Genomic DNA, 22,629 nt, shown 5'->3' with positions numbered 1-22,629 from the left:
GAATCGCCGCTCCAGCTTGGCGCGTCGGTCACTTCCGTCGTGATCTGTTTCGGCGCGCCGGTGAACCTGCCGGCCTCATCCACCGCCACGACCCACAGGGTGCTGGCAAAGACATAGGCCATGCTCTTGCCGTCCGGCGACCAGACCGGGCCGTCGACGCCGCGCACGCCCAGCGACTTGCCCGGCGCGACGGGGGCATAGCTGCCCTTGCCGGTGGCGCGGTCGACGGTCAGTATCTCGCTCAATCCCTCGCGGTAACGCGCGGAGATCGGCTTGAACGCGGAATAGGCGATGGTCTTGGCGCCGGGGCCGAAGGTCGGGCGGCCCGGCTCCCACAGCGCGTCATAGACTTTCTGGACAGCGCCGCTCGCCACCTCGACCGTGTGCAGCGCGCCCTCCTGATCCAGAAAAGCGATCAGCGCGCCGTCCTGCGACCAGGCCGCATAGGTCGCCGCCTGATTGGGCAGGCTGGTAAGCTGCTTCTCCTTCCCCGTCTTTACGTCATGCAGGAAGATGTCGAGCGTGCCGTTGCGATCGCTGGAATAGGCGACGGTCTTGCCGTCCGGCGACCAGGCCGGGTCGCATTTATGATAGCCGTCCTTCACCAGCCGCTTGGGCCGCCCGCCAATGGGCAGCAGCCACAGGTCATTGAGTGCAACGAACGCCACCTGCTTGCCGTCGGGCGACAGAGCGGGTCCGGCGATGCCGACCACCGGCTTTGGCGTCGTCGAATCGAAATCGCGGGTCTTTTTCTTGTAATCGGGCGTGGTGACCGGCACCGAGACCTTGAACGGCACGACTTCCGATGCGCCGCTGGGGGAACGCCGCCTGATCTTGCCGTTCGATCCGTAGAGGAACCCGCCGCCGGGCAACCACCCGGCGCGGAAGGGATAGAGATCCTCCCCAGTCACCACATCCTTGCCGTCATGGACCAGCGTCATCGTGCCGGGGCCAGCGCGCGTGTAGGAGATGCTGCCGTCCGGCGCGAAGCTGGGGGCCTGGATCGCCGAGGGGCGCATCCGGTCGGCGGAGGCGGGCACGGAGGCCAGTTGCGTGGCTGCGCCGTCCAGGCCGCAGACCATCAGCTTGGTGCCGTCCGCGACATAGGCGATCTTTTTGCTGTCCGGGGACCAGCAGGGTTCGGAATCGTTGGATTTGCCCTGGGAAAGGGTTTTCACTGATCCGCTGGCGACATCGAGGATGTAAATGGCGTAACGCCCCTCCGCCCGGTCGCTGGCAAAGGCTATGGTCTTGCCGTCGGGCGACCAGCGTGGCTCGCGGTCGTCGAACAGGCCGTCGGTATGCTGGGTCAGCGGACCGCCTTCGGCCGAGACGGACCAGAGATGGAAATTGCCGGTGCGGTAGGACTGAAAGATGATCCGGCTGCCGTCCGGCGACCAGTCCGGCTGGCCCAGATCGTCGAAATCGCCGGTCAGGCGCTTGGCCGCGCCGCCCGCGACCGGCATGGTCCACAATATGCCGAGCAGGTCGAACGCCACCATCTTGCCGTCACGCGATACGGAAAGGGCGACGTTGGTTGCGTCCTCCACGGTGACGCTGGTCTCGGTTCCGGGGCCGGGTTTCCCCGTTCCGCCGCCCTGCGCCAGCGAGCCTGCGCTCCCCGCCGCAAGTAACCCCACGCCGCCCAAAGCCAGAGCTTCGCGGCGGTTGAGCGAACCGATCGCCTTTTTCATCATCATCTCCGTCAGAAATATGGGGCGATGGAGTGCCCAAGAAACCGGCCGCCCGAATATCGGGCGGCCGCGAGGGGATCAGAAATTGAAGTTGATCCGTCCGTAGTAAAGTCCGCCGCTGATGCCGTAGGGCGAATAGGCGTTGTAGTAGAGCTGGCCGCCGAACTGGTTCACCGGCGTCAGCTTTGTCGGATAGATGTTGAACAGATTGTTCGCACCCACCGAAATCTTGATGCCATCGGTAATCTTGTAACCCGCTTCCAGGTCGAAGATCACCTTGGGCTTCACCTCCTCGTCGACGAACTGCAGCGAGCATCCTGCCGATCCCGCCGCGCAGGCGACGCCTGCATCAGTGGCGAGAACACGAGACGCCGCCATCTGGGTGATCTTGCCGTACCGCGTGGCGCGCAGGTTCAGCGAGAAGTCGTCCAGATTCCACAGCACGTTGCCGATGAACTTGTCGCGCGGCGTGCCCTTGGTGAAGTCGCCCTGCTTGGCGCGGCCGATCAGGACGAGACCTGAACTGGCGAGCACGGCCGGGATGTCGTCGATATGGGTGAACACGGTCTTGTTGAAGTTCGCCGACAGGCTGAACGTCGCCGTGCCCGCCCCGCCCAGGTCGGCGCGATAGGTGCTGACGATGTCGAGACCGCGGGTACGGGTGTCGGCGGCGTTGGAGAAGTAGAAACCGCCCGCGACGCCAGGGATGCCCGCCGCGCCAAGCACATTTCGAACCAGCGTGCCGCTAAGCGTTTCGCTCAGCATGATCCGGTCCTTGATCTTGATCTGGTAGGCGTCGATCGTGATGTTCAGGCGCGGTATTGCCGTAAAGACGATGCCCGCCGAATAGTTGGTGGACTTTTCCGCCTTCAGCGGCTGGGCGCCCAGCGCGATCGCCGCCGGCGAGTCGACCGGAAGGGCCTGCACGGGCAGAAGGACGTTCACGCCGTTGACCGGCACGCCGATGGTGCTGGACGAGGCATAATGCTGCTGCTGCAGCGTCGGGGCGCGGAAGCCGGTGCTGGCCGTGCCGCGAACCGCGAAGCCGGTGACCGGCTCGATGCGGACGGAAGCCTTGCCGGTGTCGGTGGTGCCGAAGTCCGAATAATCCTCATGCCGTCCGGCCAGACCGATCTCGAAACCTTCGACGATCTTCTGCTCCAGGTTCAGATAGGCGCTCCAGTTGTTGCGATCCCAGGTGCCCGATCCTTCCGGCAGGAAGCCGGTGACGCCCTGAGCGCCCGCCGTGCGCAGCACGCCGGCGAGGTAGGTGCCGGGGGGCGAACGATATCCGCCATCGATATAGGATGCCGGTTCGCCAGCCCCGATCGTGAACTTGTTCTCACGATATTCGGCGCCCGCCGCAACGAACAGCGGTTCCGCAAGGCCGATTTCCAATTCCTTCTGCAGGTCGAAATTGGTGGTCCATTCGGTGGACTTCACAAGGCCGAGATAGAAGGTGGTCGGGCTTGCCGGACCCATTGAGGCGTTCAGCGACGTGGTATGCTGATACTTCACCTCATCTTCCGAATAGGTGGTGCTGAGGTCGAAGTGGATGCCCGCCGGGCCATCGCCGCGAATGCCGCCAGCGAACTGGAAGTCGGTGTCGCGGACGTGGATGCGCGGAATATAGCCTTCGGGATAGACTTCATAGATGTTGTTGGCGGCGCTGGGCTGGCGGAAGGTCAGCCAACCTGCGGCATGACGCTTCGAGAAGGTCCCGAAGCTGTAAAGCTCTACGGCATCGCCAACCGGCACCATCGCGTCATAGGACACATTGCCGCCGACAACTTCGGGCTGGCCCGGCTTTGTGCGGAAACGGTTCGTCGTTGCGTCGCGCGGATCGAGGACGCCGCCAATGTTGGGATAGAAGGGGCTGGCCGTGATCTGCGTGCCGCGGATCGTGTTTTCCTGCATCGATCCATCGGCGGACAGGTGGATATAGCCGCCGTCGCCCAGGGCAAAGCCCTTGTCGATCTGGAAACGGCCCTGTTCGCCGCCGCCGTCGAGATAGGCGCCGCCAAGGATGGAGGCGCTGCCCGACGTGTCCTTCTTCAGGATGACGTTGACGACGCCCGCAATGGCGTCAGAGCCATATTGCGCCGACGCGCCGTCGCGCAGCACTTCGATCCGCTCGATCGCGTTGCCCGCGATCAGGTCGAGGTCGGGGGGGGACTGGCCGTTCTGGACCGATCCGTTGATGAACAGCGTCGCCGTGTTGTGGCGGCGCTTGCCGTTGACCAGCACGAGCAACTGGTCGCCGCCCAGGCCGCGCAGCGACAGTGTGCGGACGGCCCAGCTTGCGCCTGCGCCATTGTTCGACACGTTGATGGACGGGACGAGGGTGCCCAGCAGGTCGCGGACCGACTGCTTGCCGCTGGTTTCCATGTCCGCCTTGCTCAACACGTCGATCGGCGCAAGGCTGTCCGCAACCGTCCGGGTCGTCTGGCGGGTGCCGGTGACGATGATCGGGCTGGCGTCCTGTTCATCCTCCGGCGCGGCCGAAGGCGCCATCGCCAATACGCCTGCGTCGGTCGGGTTGGCGGTCGCCGCCTGCGCGAACTGCAGCGAAAGCGGGCTGCGCCGCGCCGCCGAGCGCGTGCCGCTGGGCGCCAGTGCAATCACGCCGTCTCCGGCTTCGGAATGCTTCAGCGGCGTTCCCGCCAGCAACTGGTCGAGCGCCTGCTCGGTGGAAAGCCAGCCGGAGACGCCACGGCCGCGGAACGGAGCGACCTCATCATAAGGAAAGAGAATCCGCATGCCCGATTGCGCCGACAATGCGCGCAATGCTTCGCTGAGCGGTTGCGGCTTGATGTCGAACTTGTGGCGGGCGCTGATCGTCGAGCTCAGCTTGGATGTCGCGGCCATGGCGGCGGGCGAGGCGGCGGAGGCCATAAGTCCGGCAACAATTGCCGTAGCCGCTACGCCTGTAAGTGAAATATTCATGCGTCGAAAGAAGTGCATATGTTTCCCCTGTCAAATCAGATGCGCTAAATTCTCGATTTATTATTGTTATAATATTATTCGATTTTCCCTTTTGTCTGACCTCTCCGCTGTATGTATTTCGAACGAGCGACTCCCTGTTCGCACGGATAGTTCCGGCAAACCTGCAATGGCTTGGTTCGATGTATCTGGTCTTTGTTATGCAGCGTGAGGCTGCTTGCTAGGAGTAACGAACCGTTGTCATAATTCCTCCATCACGGAGGTTTTATTTCAACAAAGGTGTAAAAACCGCATTCTCCGTTACGTCATCCATGCGCAATTTCGATCCGCTGCGCGCCCAGCCGCTCCGCCTCCGCAGGGTCGTGCGTGACATACAGGATCGGCAGATGCAGCTCGTCGCGTATCCGTTCGATCACGGTCATCACTTCTTCGCGCCTGGGCCTGTCCAAAGAGGTCAGCGGTTCGTCCATCAACAATGCGCGCGCCCCGGACAGGAGCGCCCGGCCGATGGCGACCCGTTGCGCTTCGCCGCCGGAAAGGGAGGCCGGCCACCGGTCCAGCAGCCCGCCAATCCCCAGGAAGGATATGGTTTCCTCCAGGCTGATCCACCGGTCGCGCGCTTCCGCCAGCTTGTATCCATACAGCAGGTTGCCGCGAACCCGCCGGTGCGGGAACAGCCTGCCATCCTGAAACACATAGCCGATGCGCCTTTTATGCGCGGGCAGATCGGTTCCGGCCGCCGCGTCGAACATCGTTTCGCCGCCGATGCGGATATGGCCGCTGTCCGGCCGCAATATCCCGGCGACCATGTTCAGGATCGAGGTCTTGCCCACGCCCGACGGACCGAACAGCACCGTCACGCCATCGGCCGGAGGAATAAGCGCGGAGACGGTGGTCCCGCCGATTCGCCGCGTTACCTGCACGTCAAAGGACATGGCCGCTCCTGCCGGTCAATGCCCGCCGCGCCATGGCCTCCGACGCGACCAGGGCGGCCAGCGACAGCAGCACGGATATTACGGCCAGCCGGAACACGGCGCTGTCGCCGCCGGGCGTCTGCAAGGCGCTGTAGATTGCGATGGGCAGGGTGCGCGTTTCCCCCGGAATATTGGATACGAAGGTAATGGTCGCGCCAAACTCTCCCAGCGACCGGGCGAAGCCCAGCACTGCGCCCGTTACTATGCCCGGCAGGGACAGCGGCAGCGTAACGGTCAGGAACACATGCCACCGGTTCGCGCCGAGCGTGCGGGCCGCCGCCTCCAGCCTGTGGTCGATCGCCTCAATGGACAGGCGGATGGCGCGGACCATCAGGGGGAGCGCCATGACCCCGGCGGCGATCGCCGCGCCGGTCCAGCGGAACAGCACGCTGACGCCGAACCAGTCGCGCAACAGGCCGCCCACCGGTCCCTGCGGCCCGAACGCCAGCAGCAGCAGCCAGCCGACAACCACCGGCGGCACGACCAGCGGCAGGTGCACCAGTCCGTCGAGCAGCAATTTTCCGGGAAAGCGTCCGCGCGCAAGCAGCCATGCGAACAGGAAGGCGAAGGGCAGGGTGGCGATGACCGCCGCCAGGCTGACCTTCATCGACAGGCCGATGATCGCCCAGTCGTCAGGGGACAGGATGGCGCTCAACGCGGTGTGAAGCCATAGCTGCGGAAAATCGCCTTGCCCCTCGCCGACAGCAGAAACTGGCGGAAGCCTTCCGCCTCCGCGCTTGGGGCGTCTTTCAGCAGGGCGATGGGGTAGGTTATGGGCGGATGGCTGTTCGGCGGGAACAGGTCGATGACACGCACCTTGGCGGATGCGCGCGCATCGGTGGCGTATACAATGCCATAGGGCGCAATGCCTCGCTCCACCATCGCCAGCGCGGCGCGCACGCTTTCCCCGCGCGCCGTGCGATCGGCGACGCTGTTCCAGACGCCAAGCTTGATCAGCGCCGCTTTGCCATATTTCCCGGCGGGTACGGCGTCAGGATCGGCCATGGCGAGGCGGCCGCCGCCAAGCGCGCGGGCCAGCGGAAATCCCGGCCGGATCGCCATCTGTCCTTTCTGCGTCCCTGAGGCGATCAGCACCAACTGGTTCGACAGGAAGGACCGGCGCGTCCCGGCCTTTATCTTCCCCTGTTGCTGCACGGCGTCCATCCATTCCTCATCGGCGGAGATGAACATGTCCGCCGGGGCGCCGGACTGAATCTGGCGGGCGAGGGCGGAGGAGGCGGCAAAGGACAGGACCGGTTTCGCATGACCCTGCGCCGCCCACATGTCCGCCGCCTTGGTCAGCGATTCCTGCAGGCTGGCGGCCGCCAGCACCAGCGGCGCCTTTGTTTGCGCCATGCCATGCTGCGCCGTCGCGAGGGCGAGGATGAACAGAATTTCCTTCAGCCGGCGAAACATCGGCACTTCCCTGTTAACGCGCTATATTTGTCCAGCTATAGCGTCAGCAGGGAGAGACTACAGGATAAATTGCGGCGGTTCAGTGGCCCGCGCGGCGATTAAGGTCGTGCCCCAGCGCCAGGATCATCACGCCGATCACGGTGTAGACGCCTTCCTCGCTGCCATGCGGCAGGTTGAGCGCGCCAGCCATGATCCCCAGGCCGAGCGCGCCGATGGCCGCCGGCATCATGAACCCATGGGCTATCGCGCCATTGCCGAGCGCCACCGCGCCAAGGACGATCGCCAGGAAAAGGCCGGTCTCATGGAATATCGGATTGGCAAAGAATCCACCGGCGGAGGAGAGCGCGCCCAGCAGAATCGCCGTCGTCAGGCAATGTGCGGCGCACAGGCCGGACAGCCCGACGGCCAACCGGTCCAGTGATCCTCGTGAAAGCGCATTCTGAAACATCAATACCGTCCTGGACACGCACATAGTCTGGGAAGGTTTAAGATACAATATATCATTGCAGAAATTTGTGGGGGCAGTGTGAACTTTCCTCATGGTCCCAGCCCCGTTCTCGACCCCCTCCTCGACATTGCCGAGCCGAAGGGAGTAGGGGGAATTTATGACCGACTCCTCCCCAATCCCGGCGGCGCAGCCCGCCATCGCCATCGAGTCCCTGTCAAAAGTCTATAAGGGCGGAAAGCAGGCGCTCGACAATGTGACCTTCAACGTCCCGCGCGGGCAGATATTCGGGTTGCTCGGACCCAATGGCGCGGGCAAGTCGACGCTGATCAACATCCTGTCCGGCATGGTCAACAAGACCAGCGGCACGGCGCGCATCTGGGGCTTCGACATCGACGCCAATCCGCGCAACGCGAAAAACTCGATCGGCATCGTGCCGCAGGAAATCGTGTTCGATCCCTTCTTCACGCCCTTTGAAACGCTGGAGAATCAGGCGGGCTTCTATGGCGTGCCGAAGGATCAGCGCAAGACGATGGAACTGCTGCGCGCGGTGCATCTGGAGGACAAGGCGAACGCCTATGCGCGCACGCTGTCCGGCGGCATGAAGCGCCGCCTGCTTGTCGCCAAGGCGATGGTGCATTCGCCGCCGATCCTAGTGCTGGACGAGCCGACGGCGGGCGTGGACATCCAGCTTCGCCAGCAACTCTGGGCCTATGTGAAGCATCTCAACAATCTGGGCGTCACCATTGTCCTCACTACCCATTATCTGGAGGAGGCGGAGCAGCTTTGCGACCGCATCGCCATCATCAACCATGGCCGCCTGATCACGGACAAGCCGACGCGCGAACTGGTCGGCATGGCGCAGGAGAAGGTGGTGGTGGTGACGGTGGACCGCGCACTTGCCGAAGTGCCGGTCGCGCCCTGCTTTGAAAAGGTGGAGCTGACGACCGACCGGACGCTGACCATCACCTATCAGAAGGACAAGGCGAACGCCGGTCAGGTGCTGGCCGCGATCCAGGAAAAGGGGCTGCAGATCGTCGACGTGTCCACGCGCGACCCGGATCTGGAGGATGTATTCCTGAACCTCACGGCGGCCGCTGCCTAGCGCGCGTCCTGCAATTCCGTCCGGGCTGAGCTTGCCGAAGCCCCGCACTTTCTTAAGAAGGACAGCCCTTCGACTTCGCTCAGGGCGAACGGGCAAAAGATAACGTCAGGAAGAAGATGTCCACCACCACCTATGACGTCGTTATCATCGGTTCGGGCGCGGCCGGCCTGACCGCCGCGATCAATCTGGCGCAGGACAAGAAGGTTCTGGTGCTGGCCAAGGGCGCCCTCGACGGCGGGTCGACCAACTGGGCGCAGGGCGGCATTGCCGCCGTGCTGGATGGCGGCGACAGTTTCGAACAGCATGTCGAGGATACGATGGTTGCGGGCGCCGGCCTCAACAATCGCGAGACGGTGGAGTTTGTGGTCTCCAACGCCCCCGCTGCGATCGAGCGGCTCGCGGCGCTCGGCGTCCCGTTCAATGCGGGGGAGGATTTCGGCGAGCGCTGGCACCTGACGCGCGAGGGCGGGCACAGCCACCGGCGCATCGTGCATGTCGATGATGCGACCGGCGCGGCCGTGCAGCAGGCGCTGGTGAAGGCGGCGCAGGCCAATCCCAACATCACGCTCGCCACCGACATGGTCGCCATCGACCTGATCACCAGCCGTCATGGCGAGAAATATTCCGGCGACGGCCATGTCTGGGGCGTCTATGCCTTCAACCGCAAGACCAAGCATGTAGATGCGCTGCTGGGCAAGGCGACGATCCTGTGCACGGGCGGGGCGGGGCGCACTTATCTCTTTTCCACCGCGCCGCGCGGCGCGACTGGCGACGGCATCGCCATGGCGTGGCGCGCGGGATGCCGCGTCTCCAATATGGAGATGAACCAGTTCCACCCGACCTGCCTCTATAATCTGGAGGTGAAGAACTTCCTGATTACCGAGGCGGTGCGCGGCGAGGGTGGCCTGTTGAAGCTGCCCCCCGGCGTCCCCGGCGGCGGCAAGCGGTTCATGGACCGGTTCGACAAGCGCGGCGAACTCGCCCCCCGCGATGTCGTCGCCCGCGCCATCGACCATGAGATCAAGCGCCTCGGCCTCGACTATGTGCATCTCGACATCAGCCACAAGCCGCCGGAATTTGTGAAGCATCACTTCCCGACCATCTATGCACGGTTGCTGGACCTCGACATCGACATCACGAAGGAGCCGATCCCGGTCGTTCCGGCGCAGCATTATACCTGCGGCGGCGTAGTCATCGACCTGGACGGCAAGACGGACCTGCCGGGCCTTTACGCCGCGGGCGAGGTGACGGAGAGCGGCCTCCACGGCGCGAACCGCCTGGCGTCCAACTCCCTGCTCGAATGCTTCGTCTTCGGCGAGGCGGCGGCCCAGCATATCCGCGCGCATTGGGAGGAACTGCCCGCCCCGCCGCCGATCCGCGCCTGGGACGAAAGCCGCGTCACCGATTCCGACGAGGAAGTCATCGTCCAGCACAACTGGAAGGAAATCCGCCGCTTCATGTGGGACTATGTCGGCATTGTCCGCACCACCAAGCGGCTGGAGCGCGCCCAGCACCGGGTCAACCTGCTCGCGCAGGAGGTTGACGAATATTACGGCAATTTCCGCGTGACGCCGGACCTTATCGAACTGCGCAACCTGCTGGAAGTCGCGCGCCTCATCGTCCGCTCGGCGCTCCACCGCAAGGAAAGCCGCGGCCTGCACTATACTCTCGACTATCCCGAAAGGCTGCCGGAGGCGGTGGATACCGTTCTGGCCCCCTGATTTGCGCGGATGACGGAACGGCACTGCGCCTGCTATGCGGGGTCATATGAGCCGTTATCCCCTGCAATGCGCCACATGCGCGGTACGCGAACAGGCCGTCTGCGCTGCGCTGACGGAGGCCGAACGCGGCGAGTTGATGCGCATCGGCGAGCATCGCACGCTGGAGCGGGGCGACGCCCTGATCGATGCGGGCGAGGATAATTACGCCTGCGCCACGCTCATCTCCGGCGCGCTGAAGATCAGCGCCATCGACCGGGATGGCACGGAACGGATCGTCGCGCTGGTGCATCCCGCCGGGTTCGTGGGCGAATTGTTCACGCCGACCGCGCACCATCATGTCACCGCGCTGACGGACAGCCTTGTCTGCCTGTTTCCGCGCAAGCCCTATGAAAAGCTGGTGGACGCCTATCCCCACATGGCGCATGCGCTGCTGCGCCGGTCCGCGCTGGACCTTGCCGAAACGCGGTCCATTATCGACCTGATCGGGCGCAGGGGATCGCGGGAGCGGGTCGCCGGGCTGCTGCTGGTTTTCGCGCGGGCGGCGGCCTGCGATCCGGGCGGCGTTGCGATGCGGTTCGATATGCCCCTGACGCGCGGCGAAATCGCCGGCCTGCTTGGCCTGACGATTGAGACGGTGAGCCGCCGCCTGACCGATTTCAGCCGGGAAAGCATCATTAAAAAGGAAGGCGCGCGAGGGGTCAAAATCCTCGACGCGCCCAAGTTGGAGGAGCTGGTTCGATAAGGATCAGCGCACCATCGCCGCGATCAGTGCGATGCAGATCCCCCAGATCAGGATCAGCACCGGCATGATCAGCACCTGGGTCGCCGCGCCGGTTCCGCTGACATGGCCGGTCATGCATTCGAAGCCCTCGCGCATGAAGGCGCTCATGGTCCGCGGCCATCCCGGCGGCGGCGGGGCCATCCGGGCGAACAGCGCGGGCGTACCGAATGCGGCCAGCACGAACAGGACGAAGATCGCCATCGGGATGACCAGGTCTGGCGCCATGAAGGCAATGCCCATCACACCCAGATAGGCGAGATAGCCGCCGACAGTCATGGCGTAGAGGGCGGGGGGCAGGTCGAATGTCCGCCCATATTCCCCGCGCGCCGCCGGAACGGGCCGGGCGATGGCGATCTGGTCACCGGTGATCTTTTCGGCGGCGAAATGTTCGGCTGGATAGTGGCGGGTCATTGTCAGGCTCCCGTGAAAGAGTATGGAGCCGGTTTAGCTGCGCTTGGCGCGCGCTGGCTTTGACGCCCGTCAAATTCCCTTCAGAAAATCGGAAAGCGCGGCGGTGAACAGCTTCGGCTGATCCGCCATCACCATATGGCCGCTGGGGCCGATCGGCGTCAGCACCGCATTGCGGGCGGCGGCATAGGCGGCGCGGAACTGCTGGACCAGGCTGGCGCGGATGCGCGCGTCGGATGGCACGGCGTAGAGTACGCGCAGCGGCACGGCCAGTTTCCCCAATTGCGGGCCGAGATCGGTATGCGCCAGCTCGGTGAGCGCCTTGGCGATCACGTCCGGGTCGCTGCCCTTGGCTCCCGGCTGCCGCGCCAGCATTTCGGCGAACATGTCCCGCCCGGCCTTGGTGCCGGTGAAATATTGGCCGAGCTGATCCGCCAGATAGCCCATGCCGCTGGCCGTGCCGCCGATCATGCCTGCGCCCTCCGGCAGCATGTCGACCACCATCGCCCGGCCCGCAGCGCCGCGCAGCGCGAGCATCATGGCCAGCGTGCCGCCCATCGAATGGCCGACCACAGCCGGCCGCGTCAGTCGCGTTGACGACATATAACGGGCGATCTCATCCGCAAGCGGCGCTATCAGCGGGCCGGTCTTGTTGAGGTCGGGCGGCAGGCCCGCAAAGCCGCGCACCTGCACCAGATGGTAGCGATAGCCCGGAACATTGGTAATTGCCCCGTTCCAGATGCCGGGACCGCTGGCGAGGCCGGGGATCAGGAGGACATCGCGACCGGCCCCGCGCACGGCGACTGTTATCCTGCGGGATGCAAATGGCGTGGCGGCGAAGCCCGGAATGGCGCTGATGGCCAGCAATGCGCCGCCGCCCAGCACTGCGCGGCGCGTCGTTTTCATGTCGATCGTCATCCATTCATCCTGCCAAATGCGCCTTTAACCGCAGATGAGCGGCGCATTCAGGATTGTTAAGGCTCCTTACACCCTATTTTCAGAATCATCCGTCGCAAACGCTTTTGCGCTTTACATGCGTGCGAGGATGCTATGAACTTGAAATCTGTGGGCAAAAGGACGGAAAGTGCGGGGAATTGAGCGGCGGGCGACCGCCGATCGCATCATCATCAGGCGCGGGGGCGCCCGGAATGGCCTGGGTGGCAAGACGGTCGCGGGACTGCTGGCCGCGATAGCCCTTGCCGCCTGTGTCGGCCCGGCGACGCCGCGTCCGGTCACGTCTCCGCTGGCAGGTCCTCCCCGGCCGGTCGCCAACCCGCCTGCGCCTTTCCAGGATTATAACCCGCGTTCGCGCCCGTCTCCGGCGCTTGTGTCCATCATCCAGTCGCTCGGCCGGGGCTTTAACGGCCATGCCGGCATTGCCGTGAAGCGCGTCGATGCCGACTGGGTTGTTTCCTACAATGGCAATGAGCTGTTCCCGCAGCAGAGCGTGTCGAAGCTCTGGGTGGCGATGAACCTGCTCGACAATGTTGATCGCGGCAAACTGAAGCTGACCGACAGCGTGACGCTTGGGCGCAGCGACCTCACCGTATTTCATCAGCCGCTGGCCGCGATGATCGGCAAGGACGGCTACACCACCACCTATGCCGACCTGTTCCGCCGTGCGATGACGCAGAGCGACAATACCGCCAATGACGCGATGCTGCGCCGTTCGGGCGGGCCGGATGCGGTGCGCGGCTTCCTTGCCCGCCGTTTCATCTCCAACATCCGCTTCGGTCCGGGCGAGCGCCTGTTGCAGAGCGCGACGGCGGGTCTCGACTGGAACCCCAGCTATTCGCTGGGCCGCAACTTCTATACTGCCCGCGCCAACCTGCCGATGTCGGTGCGGAACAAGGCGCTGGACGATTATCTCGCCAATCCGCCGGACGGCGCCGCCCCGATCGGCATCGTGACCGCGCTTGCGAAGCTCAAGAAGGGGGACATGCTCTCCCCCACATCCACCCGCTTCCTGCTCGATACGATGCATGAGGCGAAAACGGGGCCGCAGCGGATCAAGGGCGGCGTACCCGCCGGCTGGACCTATGCGCACAAGACCGGCACGGGGCAGGACCTTCCGCCCCGCTCCACCGGCTTCAACGATGTCGGCATCATGACCGCACCGGACGGCACCAGCTATGCAGTCGCGGTCATGATCGGCAGCACCACGGTTTCTATCCCCGAACGCTGGGCGCTGATGCAGGGCGTGGCGCGGGCGATCGCGGCGAACCACGACAAGAATTGAGCGGCGTTTTGCGCTGAACCTGTAAAGGCGGGCATTCCCAAGTTCCGTCATCCCAGCGAAGGCAGGGATCTCAGGCCCGGTGGCGCGACCCCTCTTGAAGTGCGAGACGAGTCCCCTGCCTCGCTTCGCCCTGCGCTGGCATGACGGCAAGGGGTGGATAAGCGGACATATCCCTTATTTCGTCATCCCGGACTTGATCCGGGATCCATGAGCACAGGCGCTTGCGCAGTCACGCCGGCGTGGAGCCAATAGATCCCGGATCACATGCGGGATGACGAAGGGGGTGGGGAGGGGGCTGACCGCCTTCGGAGAAGAGTGGCAGAAAGCTGACTAGATCAATAAGGTTGGTACCAATAGACGCCCCGATCTATTCTGGCGAAGCGGCCTACTGGCTCCGGGATGTCGCGTTCGTTCGAAGGAACGAAATATCCCCATCCGCCATCAAAATAGGGTCGAATTAGAATATCGACACCATCCGTGAGGACGGTGACCCGCTCAGGATGCAAGCTGGCGATCACTCGTGGCCACTTGCCCTTCGGAATGATGGAGGGGGCTTTTCTTGGACTGTGCGCAATCAGCATATGGGCCTCCATACGTATTTCGTGGAGTTTCGCTCGATCATGACTTGGGCGTGCGCAGCCGGACAGCAGCGCCAGTGTCGTCAATATAATACCGACGTTCCACACGGCGCTCGCTCCCTCCTGAGCAGAGTTACTGCCATAGTTGAAGGTCTGCAAATTGAGGTGCAGGATGGCCAACCCTAAGGACGATAATTGGTCGAAAGACGGCGCTGTTATCTGTCATCCCGGCGAAAGCCGGGACCCATATCTCCCCCTTGTCAGCCGCCTGCCGAAGGCGAGATGGGTCCCGGCTTTCGCCGGGATGACGGCCAATAGCAGAGTGGGACTTTGCACTTTTGGTCGTAACAAGCCGTTCGCCCTGAGCTTGTCGAAGGGCTGCTCTTCACTTCCGAAGAAAGCACAGGGGTTGACCTACGGTCGACTGCGTCTCGACAGGCTCAGCCCGAACGGGGGCATCACTTGCTGATCAAACTCCGCCTCCGCGCCATTACCCCTCTTGCCGCACCCACTGGAGACCCGGCGGGTTAACCGCTATCTCCCTCCCCATGTCCGAGAATCAAAGCGTCGCCGCAAAACCCAACCACCTCTACCTCGTCGACGGCAGCGGCTATATCTTCCGCGCCTATCATCAGCTTCCGCCGCTTACCAACCGGCATGGGCAGCCGGTCGGGGCGGTCTACGGCTATACCTCGATGCTGTGGAAGCTCGCCGCGGAGCTGGACAAGGCGGACGGTCCGACCCACCTCGCCGTCGTGCTGGACAAGGGCAGCCATACCTTCCGCAACGACATGTACGACAAATATAAGGCGAACCGCCCGCCCGCGCCGGAGGATCTGGTCCCGCAATTTCCCATGATCCGCGACGCCACACGCGCCTTCTCGCTCCCCTGCATCGAGGAGGAGGGGTTCGAGGCGGACGACATCATCGCCACCTACACCTGCCGCGCGGTGGAGGCGGGGTGGAACGTCACCATCGTCAGCTCCGACAAGGATCTGATGCAGCTCATCCAGCCCGGCGTCGACATGTACGACACGATGAAGAATGAGCGGCGCGGCGCGGACTATGTCGTCGGCAAGTTCGGCGTGCCGCCCGAAAAGCTGGGCGATGTGCTGGCCCTGATGGGGGACAGCGTCGACAATGTCCCCGGGGTCCCCGGCATCGGCCCCAAGACCGCGTCGAAGCTGATCACTGAATATGGCGATCTGGAATCGGTGCTCGCCGCCGCGCCTTCGATGAAGAAGTCGAAGATGCAGGAAAACCTCATCGAGCATAGCGAGATGGCCCGTCTCTCGCGCAAGCTGGTGGCGCTCCATTGCGAGATGACCCTGCCGGAGCCGCTCGACGACCTGACCCTCAAGGGCATTCCGGAAGAACCGTTGCGCGATTTCCTTGAGCATCACGGCTTCAAGGCGCTGCTTAATCGTCTGGGCGGACCGGCCGCCGCGGTAGCCGTCGCCGCGACATCGGCAGCGCTAACCGCCAGCACGCCTCCGCCGCCGCCCCAGGTCGAGGACGCCCCGCCGATCGACTGTTCCGCCTATGAAACGGTGGTGACGGAGGAGGCGCTGGATCGCTGGATCGCGGCCGCCTATGCCGAAGGGATCTTGGCGGTCGACACGGAAACCGACATGCTCGACTGCGTGTCCTGCAAGCTGGTCGGGGTGAGCCTGTCCACCGGTCCCAACCTCGCCTGCTACATTCCCGTTGGGCATGGCGGGACGGACATGTTTGCGGAGAAGCCGCTGCAGCTTCCGCTCGATCTCGTTCTCGCGAAGCTGAAACCCCTGCTGGAGGACGACAGCATCCTGAAGGTCGGGCAGAATATCAAATATGACCTGACCGTGCTCGGCCGCCACGGCATCACCGTCGCGCCGTTCGATGACACGATCGTCATGAGTTTCGACCTCGACGCCGGGCAGAGCCTGGCCGGGCATGGCATGGATGAGGCGGCCAGGACCCATCTCGGCCACACCTGCATCAGCTTCAAGGATGTGGTCGGCTCCGGCAAGAACCAGATCAGCTTTGCCGAGGCGCAACTGGACAAGGCGACCGCCTATGCCGCCGAGGACGCCGACGTCACCCTGCGCCTGTGGAAGCTGTTCAAGCCGCGCCTGCATCAGGAGGGGGCGACCCGCATCTATGAGATGGTCGACCGCCCGCTCGTCCCCGTCATCGCGAAGATGGAGCATACCGGCATCAAGGTCGACCGCGAGCATCTCTCGCGCCTGTCGAGCGAGTTCACGGACGGCATCGCCCGGCTGGAGGGAGAGATACATGCGCTCGCCGGTCAGCCCTTCGCCATCGGCTCCACGCAGCAGCTTGGCGCGATCCTGTTTGACAAGCTGGGCCTGAAGGGCGGCAAGAAGGGCAAGTCCGGCGCTTACTCCACCGACGTCACCATCCTGGAGAAGCTGAAGACCGAAGGGTCGGAGATTTCCGGCAAGGTGCTCGACTGGCGTCAACTCTCCAAGCTCAAATCGACCTATACCGACGCGCTGCAGCAGCAGATCAACGCGCAGACCGGCCGCGTCCATACCAGCTACTCGCTGACCGGCGCGCAGACCGGCCGCCTGTCGTCCAACGACCCCAATCTTCAGAACATCCCGATCCGCACGGAGACCGGCCGCCAGATCCGCCACGCCTTCGTCGCGGAGCCGGGCAATGTCATCCTCGCCGCCGACTACAGCCAGATCGAACTGCGCCTCGCCGCCCATATGGCGGATGTGCCCGCGCTCAAGGAGGCGTTCGCGAATGGCGAGGATATCCACAACCGCACGGCGGAGGAACTGTTCGGGGAGGTGAACCGCGACACGCGCGGCCGGGCCAAGACGATCAACTTCGCCATCCTCTACGGCATCAGCCGCTGGGGACTGGCCGGACGGCTGGAGATCAGCGCGGATGAGGCGCAGGACATGATCTCCCGCTATTATGAGCGTTTCCCCGGCATCAGCATCTATATCAACGAGACGCTGGAGAAGGCGCGGGCGCGCGGCTACACCGAAACCCTGTTCGGCCGGAAGACCTGGTTCCCGCGCATCCGCGCATCGATCCAGCATGAGCGGCAGGGGGCCGAGCGCGCCGCGATCAACGCGCCGATCCAGGGCACCAGCGCCGACATCATCAAGCGGGCGATGGCGCGCATGGGACCTGCGCTGGAACAGGCGGGGCTGCCCAATGTGAAGATGCTGCTGCAGGTCCATGACGAACTGGTGTTCGAACTGCCCGAAGGCGATGTGGAGGCGGCCAGCGCCGTCATCCGCGACACGATGGCGGGCGCTGCCGAACCGGCCGTGAAGCTCAGCGTGCCCCTGGGGGTAGAGATTGGCACCGGCCCAAGCTGGGGCGCGGCGCACTAGGGTTCGTTCTCGCAGGTATAAACCCAGCGTGCTCCTGCGCAGGCAGGAGCCCAGTCCGGCCTTTCGAACTGGACTCCTGCTTTCGCGAGACCCTCATATCGCCCTCCGTTCGGACAAGCTCAGGGCGAACGGAGGAGGCATAAGTGATTTGCGCAAAGCTCCTCCCCGCGCAGGAGCACACTTCGATGCGCCCCACCCCGGCCAAAATGTCAGTTGCGCGCGCCCGGATGCTCGCCCAAAGCGCGGCTCCGTCTCACCAAAAGGCCATCGATGTTTCACATAACGCACGATCCGCGGACCAATGTGCTGCGGATCACCGTGAAGGGTTTCTGGAACCCCGCCGACGTTCCCAAACTTGCAAAGGGCATCGACGCCAGCCTGCGAGAGGTTGGCGACGATTTCGACGCGATCGTCGAATCCTTCGATTTCCCGGTGCAGGCCAATGACGTCGCCGACCTGCTGACCGCCGTCATGCGCGGCGGCATGGCCCGCACCTCCGGCCGCGCGGCGGTGGTCGTGGGCAGCCTGCTCAACCGCGCCCAGGCGGAACGCACCCTCGTCCACCCCCGGGTGCGGGTGTTCATGACGATGGAGGAAGCGGAGGCGTGGCTGGCGTCGGGAGTGCGGGACGCGGACATAGCCCCTATTTCCTCATCCCGGACTTGATCCGGGATCCATGAGCGCAGGTGCTTTTGCAGTCACGTGGGCGTGGAGCCAATAGATTCCGCATCACGTGCGGCATGACGAAGGGGTGGAGCGCGGCAATCCTCATCATCGTCATCCCGGCGCAGGCTGGGATCTCAGGCCTTGTAGCACCTCATTCCCTGAGACCTCAGCCTTCGCTGGGGTGACGGATTGGGAAAGGATGCTCCCCTCCCTCATAGGGAGGGGCTGGGGGTGGGTGCGAACGAAGTGAGCGTCCGAGCCATCTCGAAGAACGCCGCTTACGCGGCGCACCCACCCCCGACCCCTCCCTTGAAGGGAGGGGTGTCTACGGCAGGAGTGGGTGGTTAGCGGTTTGACTGCTCCTCCCTGATCCGTTCGGGCTGAGCTTGTCGAAGCCCTGTCCTGTTCTTGAGAAGAAGTGCAGCCCCCTTCGACTGCCTGCAAGGCAGGCGCTCAGGACAGGCTTCGACAAGCTCAGGGCGAACGGAAAATGAGAGTCTGCAAATGGTCGAAGATGGCACTGTTATTCGTCATCCCGGCGAAAGCCGGGACCCATCCCGCCTTCGGCAGGCGGACGGCAAGGGGGAGATATGGGTCCCGGCTTTCGCCGGGATGACGGCCAATAGCAGAGCGGACCTTGCACTTTTGGCCGCTTTAAGACCGGCTGCTCTCCATGCGTTTCTTGCGTCCGGCAACCGCAGTTATGGCTTTTGAATAGCCCTGTCCTACATTCCGGCGCCCATGCTCTACTTCCGCACATGGAACAGCAGTCTGCACCCGCCGCGCGCCATGCCAGAGCGCCGATCCAGCCGATGCATCCGGTGCGCCCCGACTGCGACACATATGGGACGCACATGAGACGGAAGTGCGACGCAGATGGGACTCCAGTGAGACGCAGACGCGACCTACATGAGACTAAAGTGCGACGTACATGCGACGCAAGTGAGACCAACATGCGACGCAGGTGCGACGTAGTTGAGACCAACATGAGACGCATCTGCGACGCACATGAGACCAACATGCGACTTTTGTGCGACCAACATGCGACTTCCCGGCCAAAACCGCGCACTACCCGCAACTTCCGCAACCTCGGCTCGGATGTGGCCCGATTGCCGCTAGCTTCGCGGCCGCGCCTGGCGGTAGGTGCCCAGCACCCGCACCCATTTGGTGTGGAATGCAAGTTCCTTCAGCGCCCGGTCAACGCCGGGGTCCTCCGGGCTGCCTTCGATGTCCGCAAAGAATTCGGTCATCGAGAAGCTTGCGCCGCGCTGGTAGCTTTCCAGCTTGGTCATGTTGACGCCGTTGGTCGCGAAGCCGCCCAGCGCTTTGTAGAGGGAGGCGGCGACATTCTGCACCTCGAACATGAAGGTCGTCATCACCGGTCCGCCGGGGGCGGGCATCGACCCTTCGCGCGCCAGCACCAGGAAGCGGGTCATATTATCGTCGCTGTCCTCGATATTCTCCGCGACCATGCGCAGGCCGTAAAGCTCGGCCGCCAGATGGGGGGCGATCGCGCCTTCGCCCGGCTGGCGCGTCTCAGCGATCAGCGCGGCTGCGCCCGCCGTATCGGCATAGCTGACCGGCTGGATGCCGCGCGCGCGGAGATAGTGGCGGCACTGGCCCAGCGCCTGCGGATGGCTGGTCGCATTCTTCACCGGACTGTCGTCGACCGCCATCAGGCAGTGGCGGATGCGCAGAAAATATTCGTCGACGATGTGCAGGCCCGATTCGGGCAGCAGGAAATGCATGTCGGCGACGCGCCCGTGCAGCGAATTTTCGATCGGGATGATGGCCCGGTCGGCCTTCCCATCCCGCACTGCGTCAATGGCGTCCTCAAAGGCGAAACAGGGCAGGGGGATGCAATCCGCCGCATAATCCAGCGCCGCAAGGTGGGAATTGGCCCCTGGCGCGCCCTGATAGGCGATTGCGCGCGACGGATCGGCCGCCGCCTTTTCGGCCATTTCGGCGACCAGACGCCGGGCGGGGAGAGGATAGTTTTCCATTGGCGTCCGCGCGCTTACGGGCTTCATCGGGTCCACGCAAGCCAAGCTTGCGCGTTCGCGCTTGCGTCATTATGGCGGGCTACTTAAGGGGTGGCGCGAAAATCAGGGCGCTGGCGAAGAATCGGGAGGAAATCGGACGCATGGACGATCGTTTCAATACTATTGCCGGTTGGGCGTTGTTCGCGGGCATCATTGCGCTCGGCGGCGGCATCGTCAGCAGCAAGTTCTTCCATGAAGAGCGTCCAGAGAAGATGGGCTATGAAATTGAGGGCGTCGAAGCCGAAGGCGGCGAAGGGGCCGCTGCCGGTCCGGGCCTCAACACGCTGCTCGCAAGCTCCGACGTGGCGGCGGGTGAGAAGGTGTTCGCCAAGTGCGCGGCCTGCCACACCATCGCCGCTGGCGGCGCGAACGGCATCGGCCCGAACCTGCACGAAGTGGTGGGTGACAAGGTTGCGACGGGCCGTGGCGGTTTCGCTTTCTCCGACGCGCTGAAGTCGAAGGGCGGCACCTGGACGTTCGAGGCGCTGGATCACTGGCTCACTTCTCCGCGTGAATATGCGCCGGGCACGAAGATGACCTTTGCGGGTCTGGGCAATCCGGTCGATCGTGCCAACCTGATCGCTTATCTCAATACGCAGGGCTCCAACCTGCCGCTGCCGGCCGCCGACGCGGCTCCCGCCGCCGCTGGCGACAATGCGGGCGCGGCGAACGCCGCGGAGGGCGAGGGCAATGCCGCCGCTCCGGCCGAGGCGGCCAACGCCGCCGAATGATCTGATCGTGGCGGATGGCATGGCCGGATCGTCCGCCATTGCCGTCCGCGACCTGACCGGCGCATCGCTGATCGATGCGCTGGACGGTCTGGCTGATCTGCGCATCGCTGTTTTCCGGGCTTTCCCCTATCTCTATGAGGGGGACCGCGCCTATGAGCGCGATTATCTCAGCGCCTATGCGGAGAGCGGCGGCGCGCTGGTTGCCGGGGCATTCGACGGCGACCGGCTGGTCGGCGCGGCCACGGCGGCTCCGATGGCCGACCATGCGGCGGAATTTGCCGCGCCGTTCCGCGACCGGGGCATGGATATCGCCGACATCTATTATTTCGGGGAATCAGTGCTGCTTCCCGAATATCGCGGCCGGGGCGTGGGCCACGCCTTTTTTGACCGGCGGGAAGCGCGCGCGCGGGAATTGGGCTTCGCCCATGCCAGCTTCTGCGCGGTCATACGGCCCCCGGACCATCCGGCGCGGCCAACGGATTACGCGCCGCTCGATCCCTTCTGGCGGCGGCGCGGCTTTGCTCCGGTCGAGGGCATGACCGGCGCATTTGGCTGGCGCGATGTGGGCGATTCCGTGGAAACCCAGCATCCCATGCAGTTCTGGCTCAAGTCCCTCCGGTAGCGGTCAGCCATGCGGCAATCGCGTCGCGGCCCGCGCCGCTGATCCGCACCAGCACCCGCCGCCGGTCTCCATTGTCGTGCTGCCGTTCGACCAGGCCCTGCCGCTCCAGCTCACGAAGCCAGCGCTGCGCCGTCGTCACCGGAACCGCCGCCGCCACGCAGGCGCTCGTGACTGAAACCGACTGTCCTTCGGCGCTGGCGGCGAACAGGTCGAGCAGGATGTCCCAGGCCGGATCCGCAAACAGGTCGGCGGGCAGATATCTGCCCCGCAGGCGGCGGTTGCGGAGAATATTTCTGGCGGCTTTTGCAAGGACCAGATAGCCTTCCCCGGCATATTCAGCGGGGACGGGGCGGCCGGTGTCGCCGGTACGTTCGGTGATTGCGCGCCCGGATGGATCAGGCTCCATCTTGCCGGTTGTGAAGTTCATGCCCGTTCCCGGAACGCTGCCGCCTCCCCCTGGCATAATCGTCCAGCATGATGCCAAAGGGCATGACGAGCTGGACCGGTATGCTCCAGAAGCTTTCCAGCGCCTGATAGACTTTCGGTACAAAGACCGGATTGATAGCGGTCGCGATATGCGTGCACACGCTCAGCGCGTGGAAGGCCGCCATCCATATCGGCCAATAGCTGTGGCTGCGCAGCGCCAGGATGAGGAGACCGGCCAGCAGGGCGAGATCGACCGCAAAAACCGCCATGTTGGTGCTGGCCCAGTGGACGTCTATCCATGACGCGGGGATGGTCAGCATTGCCGCCGACATCAATAGAAAGGCCGCCCACCGGCCATCCCGCCCGCCCCGCAGAAATGCGTAGCCGCAACTCAACAGAAGCAGGGCGAGAAAGGAAAGCTGCATGGTGGCCATGGCCGGACCCGATCACGACGGGATCATGCCGGTCAAGGCGTAATG

The 22,629-nt window shown here is 64.2% G+C and carries 19 protein-coding genes and 1 pseudogene; 8 read left to right on the top strand and 12 right to left on the bottom strand.

Annotated features, from left to right (window positions below):
• From BHQ40_RS04765 to BHQ40_RS04740, 6 genes and pseudogenes are all read right to left on the bottom strand, one after another.
• Positions 1–1,700, bottom strand: a pseudogene (locus tag BHQ40_RS04765) (amidohydrolase family protein); the annotation flags it as partial.
• A 72-nt stretch (positions 1,701–1,772) separates the two neighbouring features.
• Positions 1,773–4,589, bottom strand: a complete 2,817-nt coding sequence (locus tag BHQ40_RS04760) for a TonB-dependent receptor (protein WP_070153130.1) — start codon at positions 4,587–4,589, stop codon at positions 1,773–1,775.
• 353 nt (positions 4,590–4,942) lie between these two features.
• Positions 4,943–5,572: a molybdenum ABC transporter ATP-binding protein gene (locus BHQ40_RS04755; protein ID WP_070153127.1), complete on the bottom strand. Its 630-nt coding sequence runs from the start codon at positions 5,570–5,572 to the stop codon at positions 4,943–4,945.
• A complete protein-coding gene (gene modB, locus BHQ40_RS04750; RefSeq protein WP_083276705.1) occupies positions 5,562–6,257 on the bottom strand; it encodes a molybdate ABC transporter permease subunit in 696 nt (231 codons plus the stop codon). The genes BHQ40_RS04755 and modB overlap by 11 nt, the downstream gene beginning before the upstream one ends.
• A gap of 5 nt (positions 6,258–6,262) precedes the next feature.
• On the bottom strand, positions 6,263–7,027 hold the full coding sequence (gene modA / locus BHQ40_RS04745) for a molybdate ABC transporter substrate-binding protein (RefSeq protein WP_070153123.1): 765 nt from the start codon (positions 7,025–7,027) through the stop codon (positions 6,263–6,265).
• A 79-nt stretch (positions 7,028–7,106) separates the two neighbouring features.
• On the bottom strand, positions 7,107–7,475 hold the full coding sequence (locus BHQ40_RS04740) for a MerC domain-containing protein (RefSeq protein ID WP_083276699.1): 369 nt from the start codon (positions 7,473–7,475) through the stop codon (positions 7,107–7,109).
• A 157-nt stretch (positions 7,476–7,632) separates the two neighbouring features.
• On the opposite strand from BHQ40_RS04740, the gene BHQ40_RS04735 reads away from it, so the two are divergent.
• From BHQ40_RS04735 to BHQ40_RS04725, 3 genes are all read left to right on the top strand, one after another.
• The gene (locus BHQ40_RS04735) at positions 7,633–8,577 is read left to right on the top strand and encodes an ABC transporter ATP-binding protein (RefSeq protein ID WP_070153117.1); all 945 of its coding nucleotides are present in this window, start codon (positions 7,633–7,635) and stop codon (positions 8,575–8,577) included.
• A 116-nt stretch (positions 8,578–8,693) separates the two neighbouring features.
• Entirely contained in the window at positions 8,694–10,298 is a 1,605-nt protein-coding gene (gene nadB, locus BHQ40_RS04730; protein ID WP_070153116.1) for an L-aspartate oxidase, read from the top strand.
• Between the two features lie 46 nt (positions 10,299–10,344).
• Positions 10,345–11,040 carry a Crp/Fnr family transcriptional regulator gene (locus BHQ40_RS04725; protein WP_070153113.1) on the top strand — a complete coding sequence of 232 codons (696 nt, stop codon included), beginning with the start codon at positions 10,345–10,347 and terminating at the stop codon, positions 11,038–11,040.
• A gap of 3 nt (positions 11,041–11,043) precedes the next feature.
• On the opposite strand, the gene BHQ40_RS04720 is transcribed toward BHQ40_RS04725, so the two are convergent.
• The gene (locus tag BHQ40_RS04720; protein ID WP_083276698.1) at positions 11,044–11,490 is read right to left on the bottom strand and encodes a hypothetical protein; all 447 of its coding nucleotides are present in this window, start codon (positions 11,488–11,490) and stop codon (positions 11,044–11,046) included.
• Between the two features lie 69 nt (positions 11,491–11,559).
• Positions 11,560–12,405 carry an alpha/beta fold hydrolase gene (locus tag BHQ40_RS04715; RefSeq protein ID WP_253183261.1) on the bottom strand — a complete coding sequence of 282 codons (846 nt, stop codon included), beginning with the start codon at positions 12,403–12,405 and terminating at the stop codon, positions 11,560–11,562.
• 208 nt (positions 12,406–12,613) lie between these two features.
• On the opposite strand from BHQ40_RS04715, the gene BHQ40_RS04710 reads away from it, so the two are divergent.
• A complete protein-coding gene (locus tag BHQ40_RS04710; RefSeq protein ID WP_435593903.1) occupies positions 12,614–13,726 on the top strand; it encodes a serine hydrolase in 1,113 nt (370 codons plus the stop codon).
• A 335-nt stretch (positions 13,727–14,061) separates the two neighbouring features.
• Here BHQ40_RS04710 and BHQ40_RS26075 read toward each other — a convergent pair whose 3' ends face one another.
• Entirely contained in the window at positions 14,062–14,307 is a 246-nt protein-coding gene (locus BHQ40_RS26075; protein WP_171905760.1) for a hypothetical protein, read from the bottom strand.
• Between the two features lie 545 nt (positions 14,308–14,852).
• On the opposite strand from BHQ40_RS26075, the gene polA reads away from it, so the two are divergent.
• Together polA and BHQ40_RS04700 are read left to right on the top strand one after the other, a co-directional pair.
• Positions 14,853–17,663, top strand: coding sequence for a DNA polymerase I (polA, locus tag BHQ40_RS04705; RefSeq protein WP_070153110.1), 2,811 nt, complete (start codon positions 14,853–14,855; stop codon positions 17,661–17,663).
• Between the two features lie 270 nt (positions 17,664–17,933).
• Positions 17,934–18,329: a hypothetical protein gene (locus BHQ40_RS04700; RefSeq protein ID WP_070153107.1), complete on the top strand. Its 396-nt coding sequence runs from the start codon at positions 17,934–17,936 to the stop codon at positions 18,327–18,329.
• Between the two features lie 1,115 nt (positions 18,330–19,444).
• On the opposite strand, the gene BHQ40_RS04690 is transcribed toward BHQ40_RS04700, so the two are convergent.
• Positions 19,445–20,332 (bottom strand): prephenate dehydratase, encoded by an 888-nt coding sequence (locus tag BHQ40_RS04690; RefSeq protein ID WP_070153176.1) that lies wholly within the window; start codon positions 20,330–20,332, stop codon positions 19,445–19,447.
• A 140-nt stretch (positions 20,333–20,472) separates the two neighbouring features.
• Between BHQ40_RS04690 and BHQ40_RS04685 the strand changes: the two genes are divergently transcribed.
• Both BHQ40_RS04685 and BHQ40_RS04680 read left to right on the top strand, forming a co-directional pair.
• Complete coding sequence (locus BHQ40_RS04685; protein WP_070153101.1) at positions 20,473–21,102, top strand: c-type cytochrome; 630 nt, start codon at positions 20,473–20,475, stop codon at positions 21,100–21,102.
• Between the two features lie 19 nt (positions 21,103–21,121).
• Positions 21,122–21,724: a GNAT family N-acetyltransferase gene (locus tag BHQ40_RS04680; RefSeq protein ID WP_070153173.1), complete on the top strand. Its 603-nt coding sequence runs from the start codon at positions 21,122–21,124 to the stop codon at positions 21,722–21,724.
• On the opposite strand, the gene BHQ40_RS04675 is transcribed toward BHQ40_RS04680, so the two are convergent.
• Together BHQ40_RS04675 and BHQ40_RS04670 are read right to left on the bottom strand one after the other, a co-directional pair.
• The gene (locus BHQ40_RS04675) at positions 21,708–22,151 is read right to left on the bottom strand and encodes a MarR family transcriptional regulator (protein ID WP_171905759.1); all 444 of its coding nucleotides are present in this window, start codon (positions 22,149–22,151) and stop codon (positions 21,708–21,710) included. The two genes, BHQ40_RS04680 and BHQ40_RS04675, sit on opposite strands and share 17 nt — an antisense overlap.
• Positions 22,120–22,584, bottom strand: coding sequence for a hypothetical protein (locus BHQ40_RS04670; protein ID WP_083276697.1), 465 nt, complete (start codon positions 22,582–22,584; stop codon positions 22,120–22,122). The genes BHQ40_RS04675 and BHQ40_RS04670 overlap by 32 nt, the downstream gene beginning before the upstream one ends.
• Positions 22,585–22,629 lie beyond the last annotated feature (45 nt).

This window comes from Sphingobium phenoxybenzoativorans (assembly GCF_001757355.1).
Classification (GTDB): Bacteria; Pseudomonadota; Alphaproteobacteria; order Sphingomonadales; family Sphingomonadaceae; genus Sphingobium; species Sphingobium phenoxybenzoativorans.
This window is presented reverse-complemented; position numbering and strand designations above follow the sequence as displayed.

What these genes read in the sequence shown, in the direction of transcription:
- BHQ40_RS04760 (WP_070153130.1), bottom strand. Translation starts at nt 4,589, where the DNA reads ATGGCCTCCGCCGCCTCGCCCGCCGCCATGGCCGCGACATCCAAGCTG.
- BHQ40_RS04755 (WP_070153127.1), bottom strand. Translation starts at nt 5,572, where the DNA reads ATGTCCTTTGACGTGCAGGTAACGCGGCGAATCGGCGGGACCACCGTC.
- modA (WP_070153123.1), bottom strand. Translation starts at nt 7,027, where the DNA reads ATGTTTCGCCGGCTGAAGGAAATTCTGTTCATCCTCGCCCTCGCGACG.
- BHQ40_RS04740 (WP_083276699.1), bottom strand. Translation starts at nt 7,475, where the DNA reads ATGTTTCAGAATGCGCTTTCACGAGGATCACTGGACCGGTTGGCCGTC.
- BHQ40_RS04735 (WP_070153117.1), top strand. Translation starts at nt 7,633, where the DNA reads ATGACCGACTCCTCCCCAATCCCGGCGGCGCAGCCCGCCATCGCCATC.
- nadB (WP_070153116.1), top strand. Translation starts at nt 8,694, where the DNA reads ATGTCCACCACCACCTATGACGTCGTTATCATCGGTTCGGGCGCGGCC.
- BHQ40_RS04725 (WP_070153113.1), top strand. Translation starts at nt 10,345, where the DNA reads ATGAGCCGTTATCCCCTGCAATGCGCCACATGCGCGGTACGCGAACAG.
- BHQ40_RS04720 (WP_083276698.1), bottom strand. Translation starts at nt 11,490, where the DNA reads ATGACCCGCCACTATCCAGCCGAACATTTCGCCGCCGAAAAGATCACC.
- BHQ40_RS04715 (WP_253183261.1), bottom strand. Translation starts at nt 12,405, where the DNA reads ATGACGATCGACATGAAAACGACGCGCCGCGCAGTGCTGGGCGGCGGC.
- BHQ40_RS26075 (WP_171905760.1), bottom strand. Translation starts at nt 14,307, where the DNA reads ATGCTGATTGCGCACAGTCCAAGAAAAGCCCCCTCCATCATTCCGAAG.
- polA (WP_070153110.1), top strand. Translation starts at nt 14,853, where the DNA reads ATGTCCGAGAATCAAAGCGTCGCCGCAAAACCCAACCACCTCTACCTC.
- BHQ40_RS04700 (WP_070153107.1), top strand. Translation starts at nt 17,934, where the DNA reads ATGTTTCACATAACGCACGATCCGCGGACCAATGTGCTGCGGATCACC.
- BHQ40_RS04690 (WP_070153176.1), bottom strand. Translation starts at nt 20,332, where the DNA reads ATGGAAAACTATCCTCTCCCCGCCCGGCGTCTGGTCGCCGAAATGGCC.
- BHQ40_RS04685 (WP_070153101.1), top strand. Translation starts at nt 20,473, where the DNA reads ATGGACGATCGTTTCAATACTATTGCCGGTTGGGCGTTGTTCGCGGGC.
- BHQ40_RS04680 (WP_070153173.1), top strand. Translation starts at nt 21,122, where the DNA reads ATGGCCGGATCGTCCGCCATTGCCGTCCGCGACCTGACCGGCGCATCG.
- BHQ40_RS04675 (WP_171905759.1), bottom strand. Translation starts at nt 22,151, where the DNA reads ATGAACTTCACAACCGGCAAGATGGAGCCTGATCCATCCGGGCGCGCA.
- BHQ40_RS04670 (WP_083276697.1), bottom strand. Translation starts at nt 22,584, where the DNA reads ATGGCCACCATGCAGCTTTCCTTTCTCGCCCTGCTTCTGTTGAGTTGC.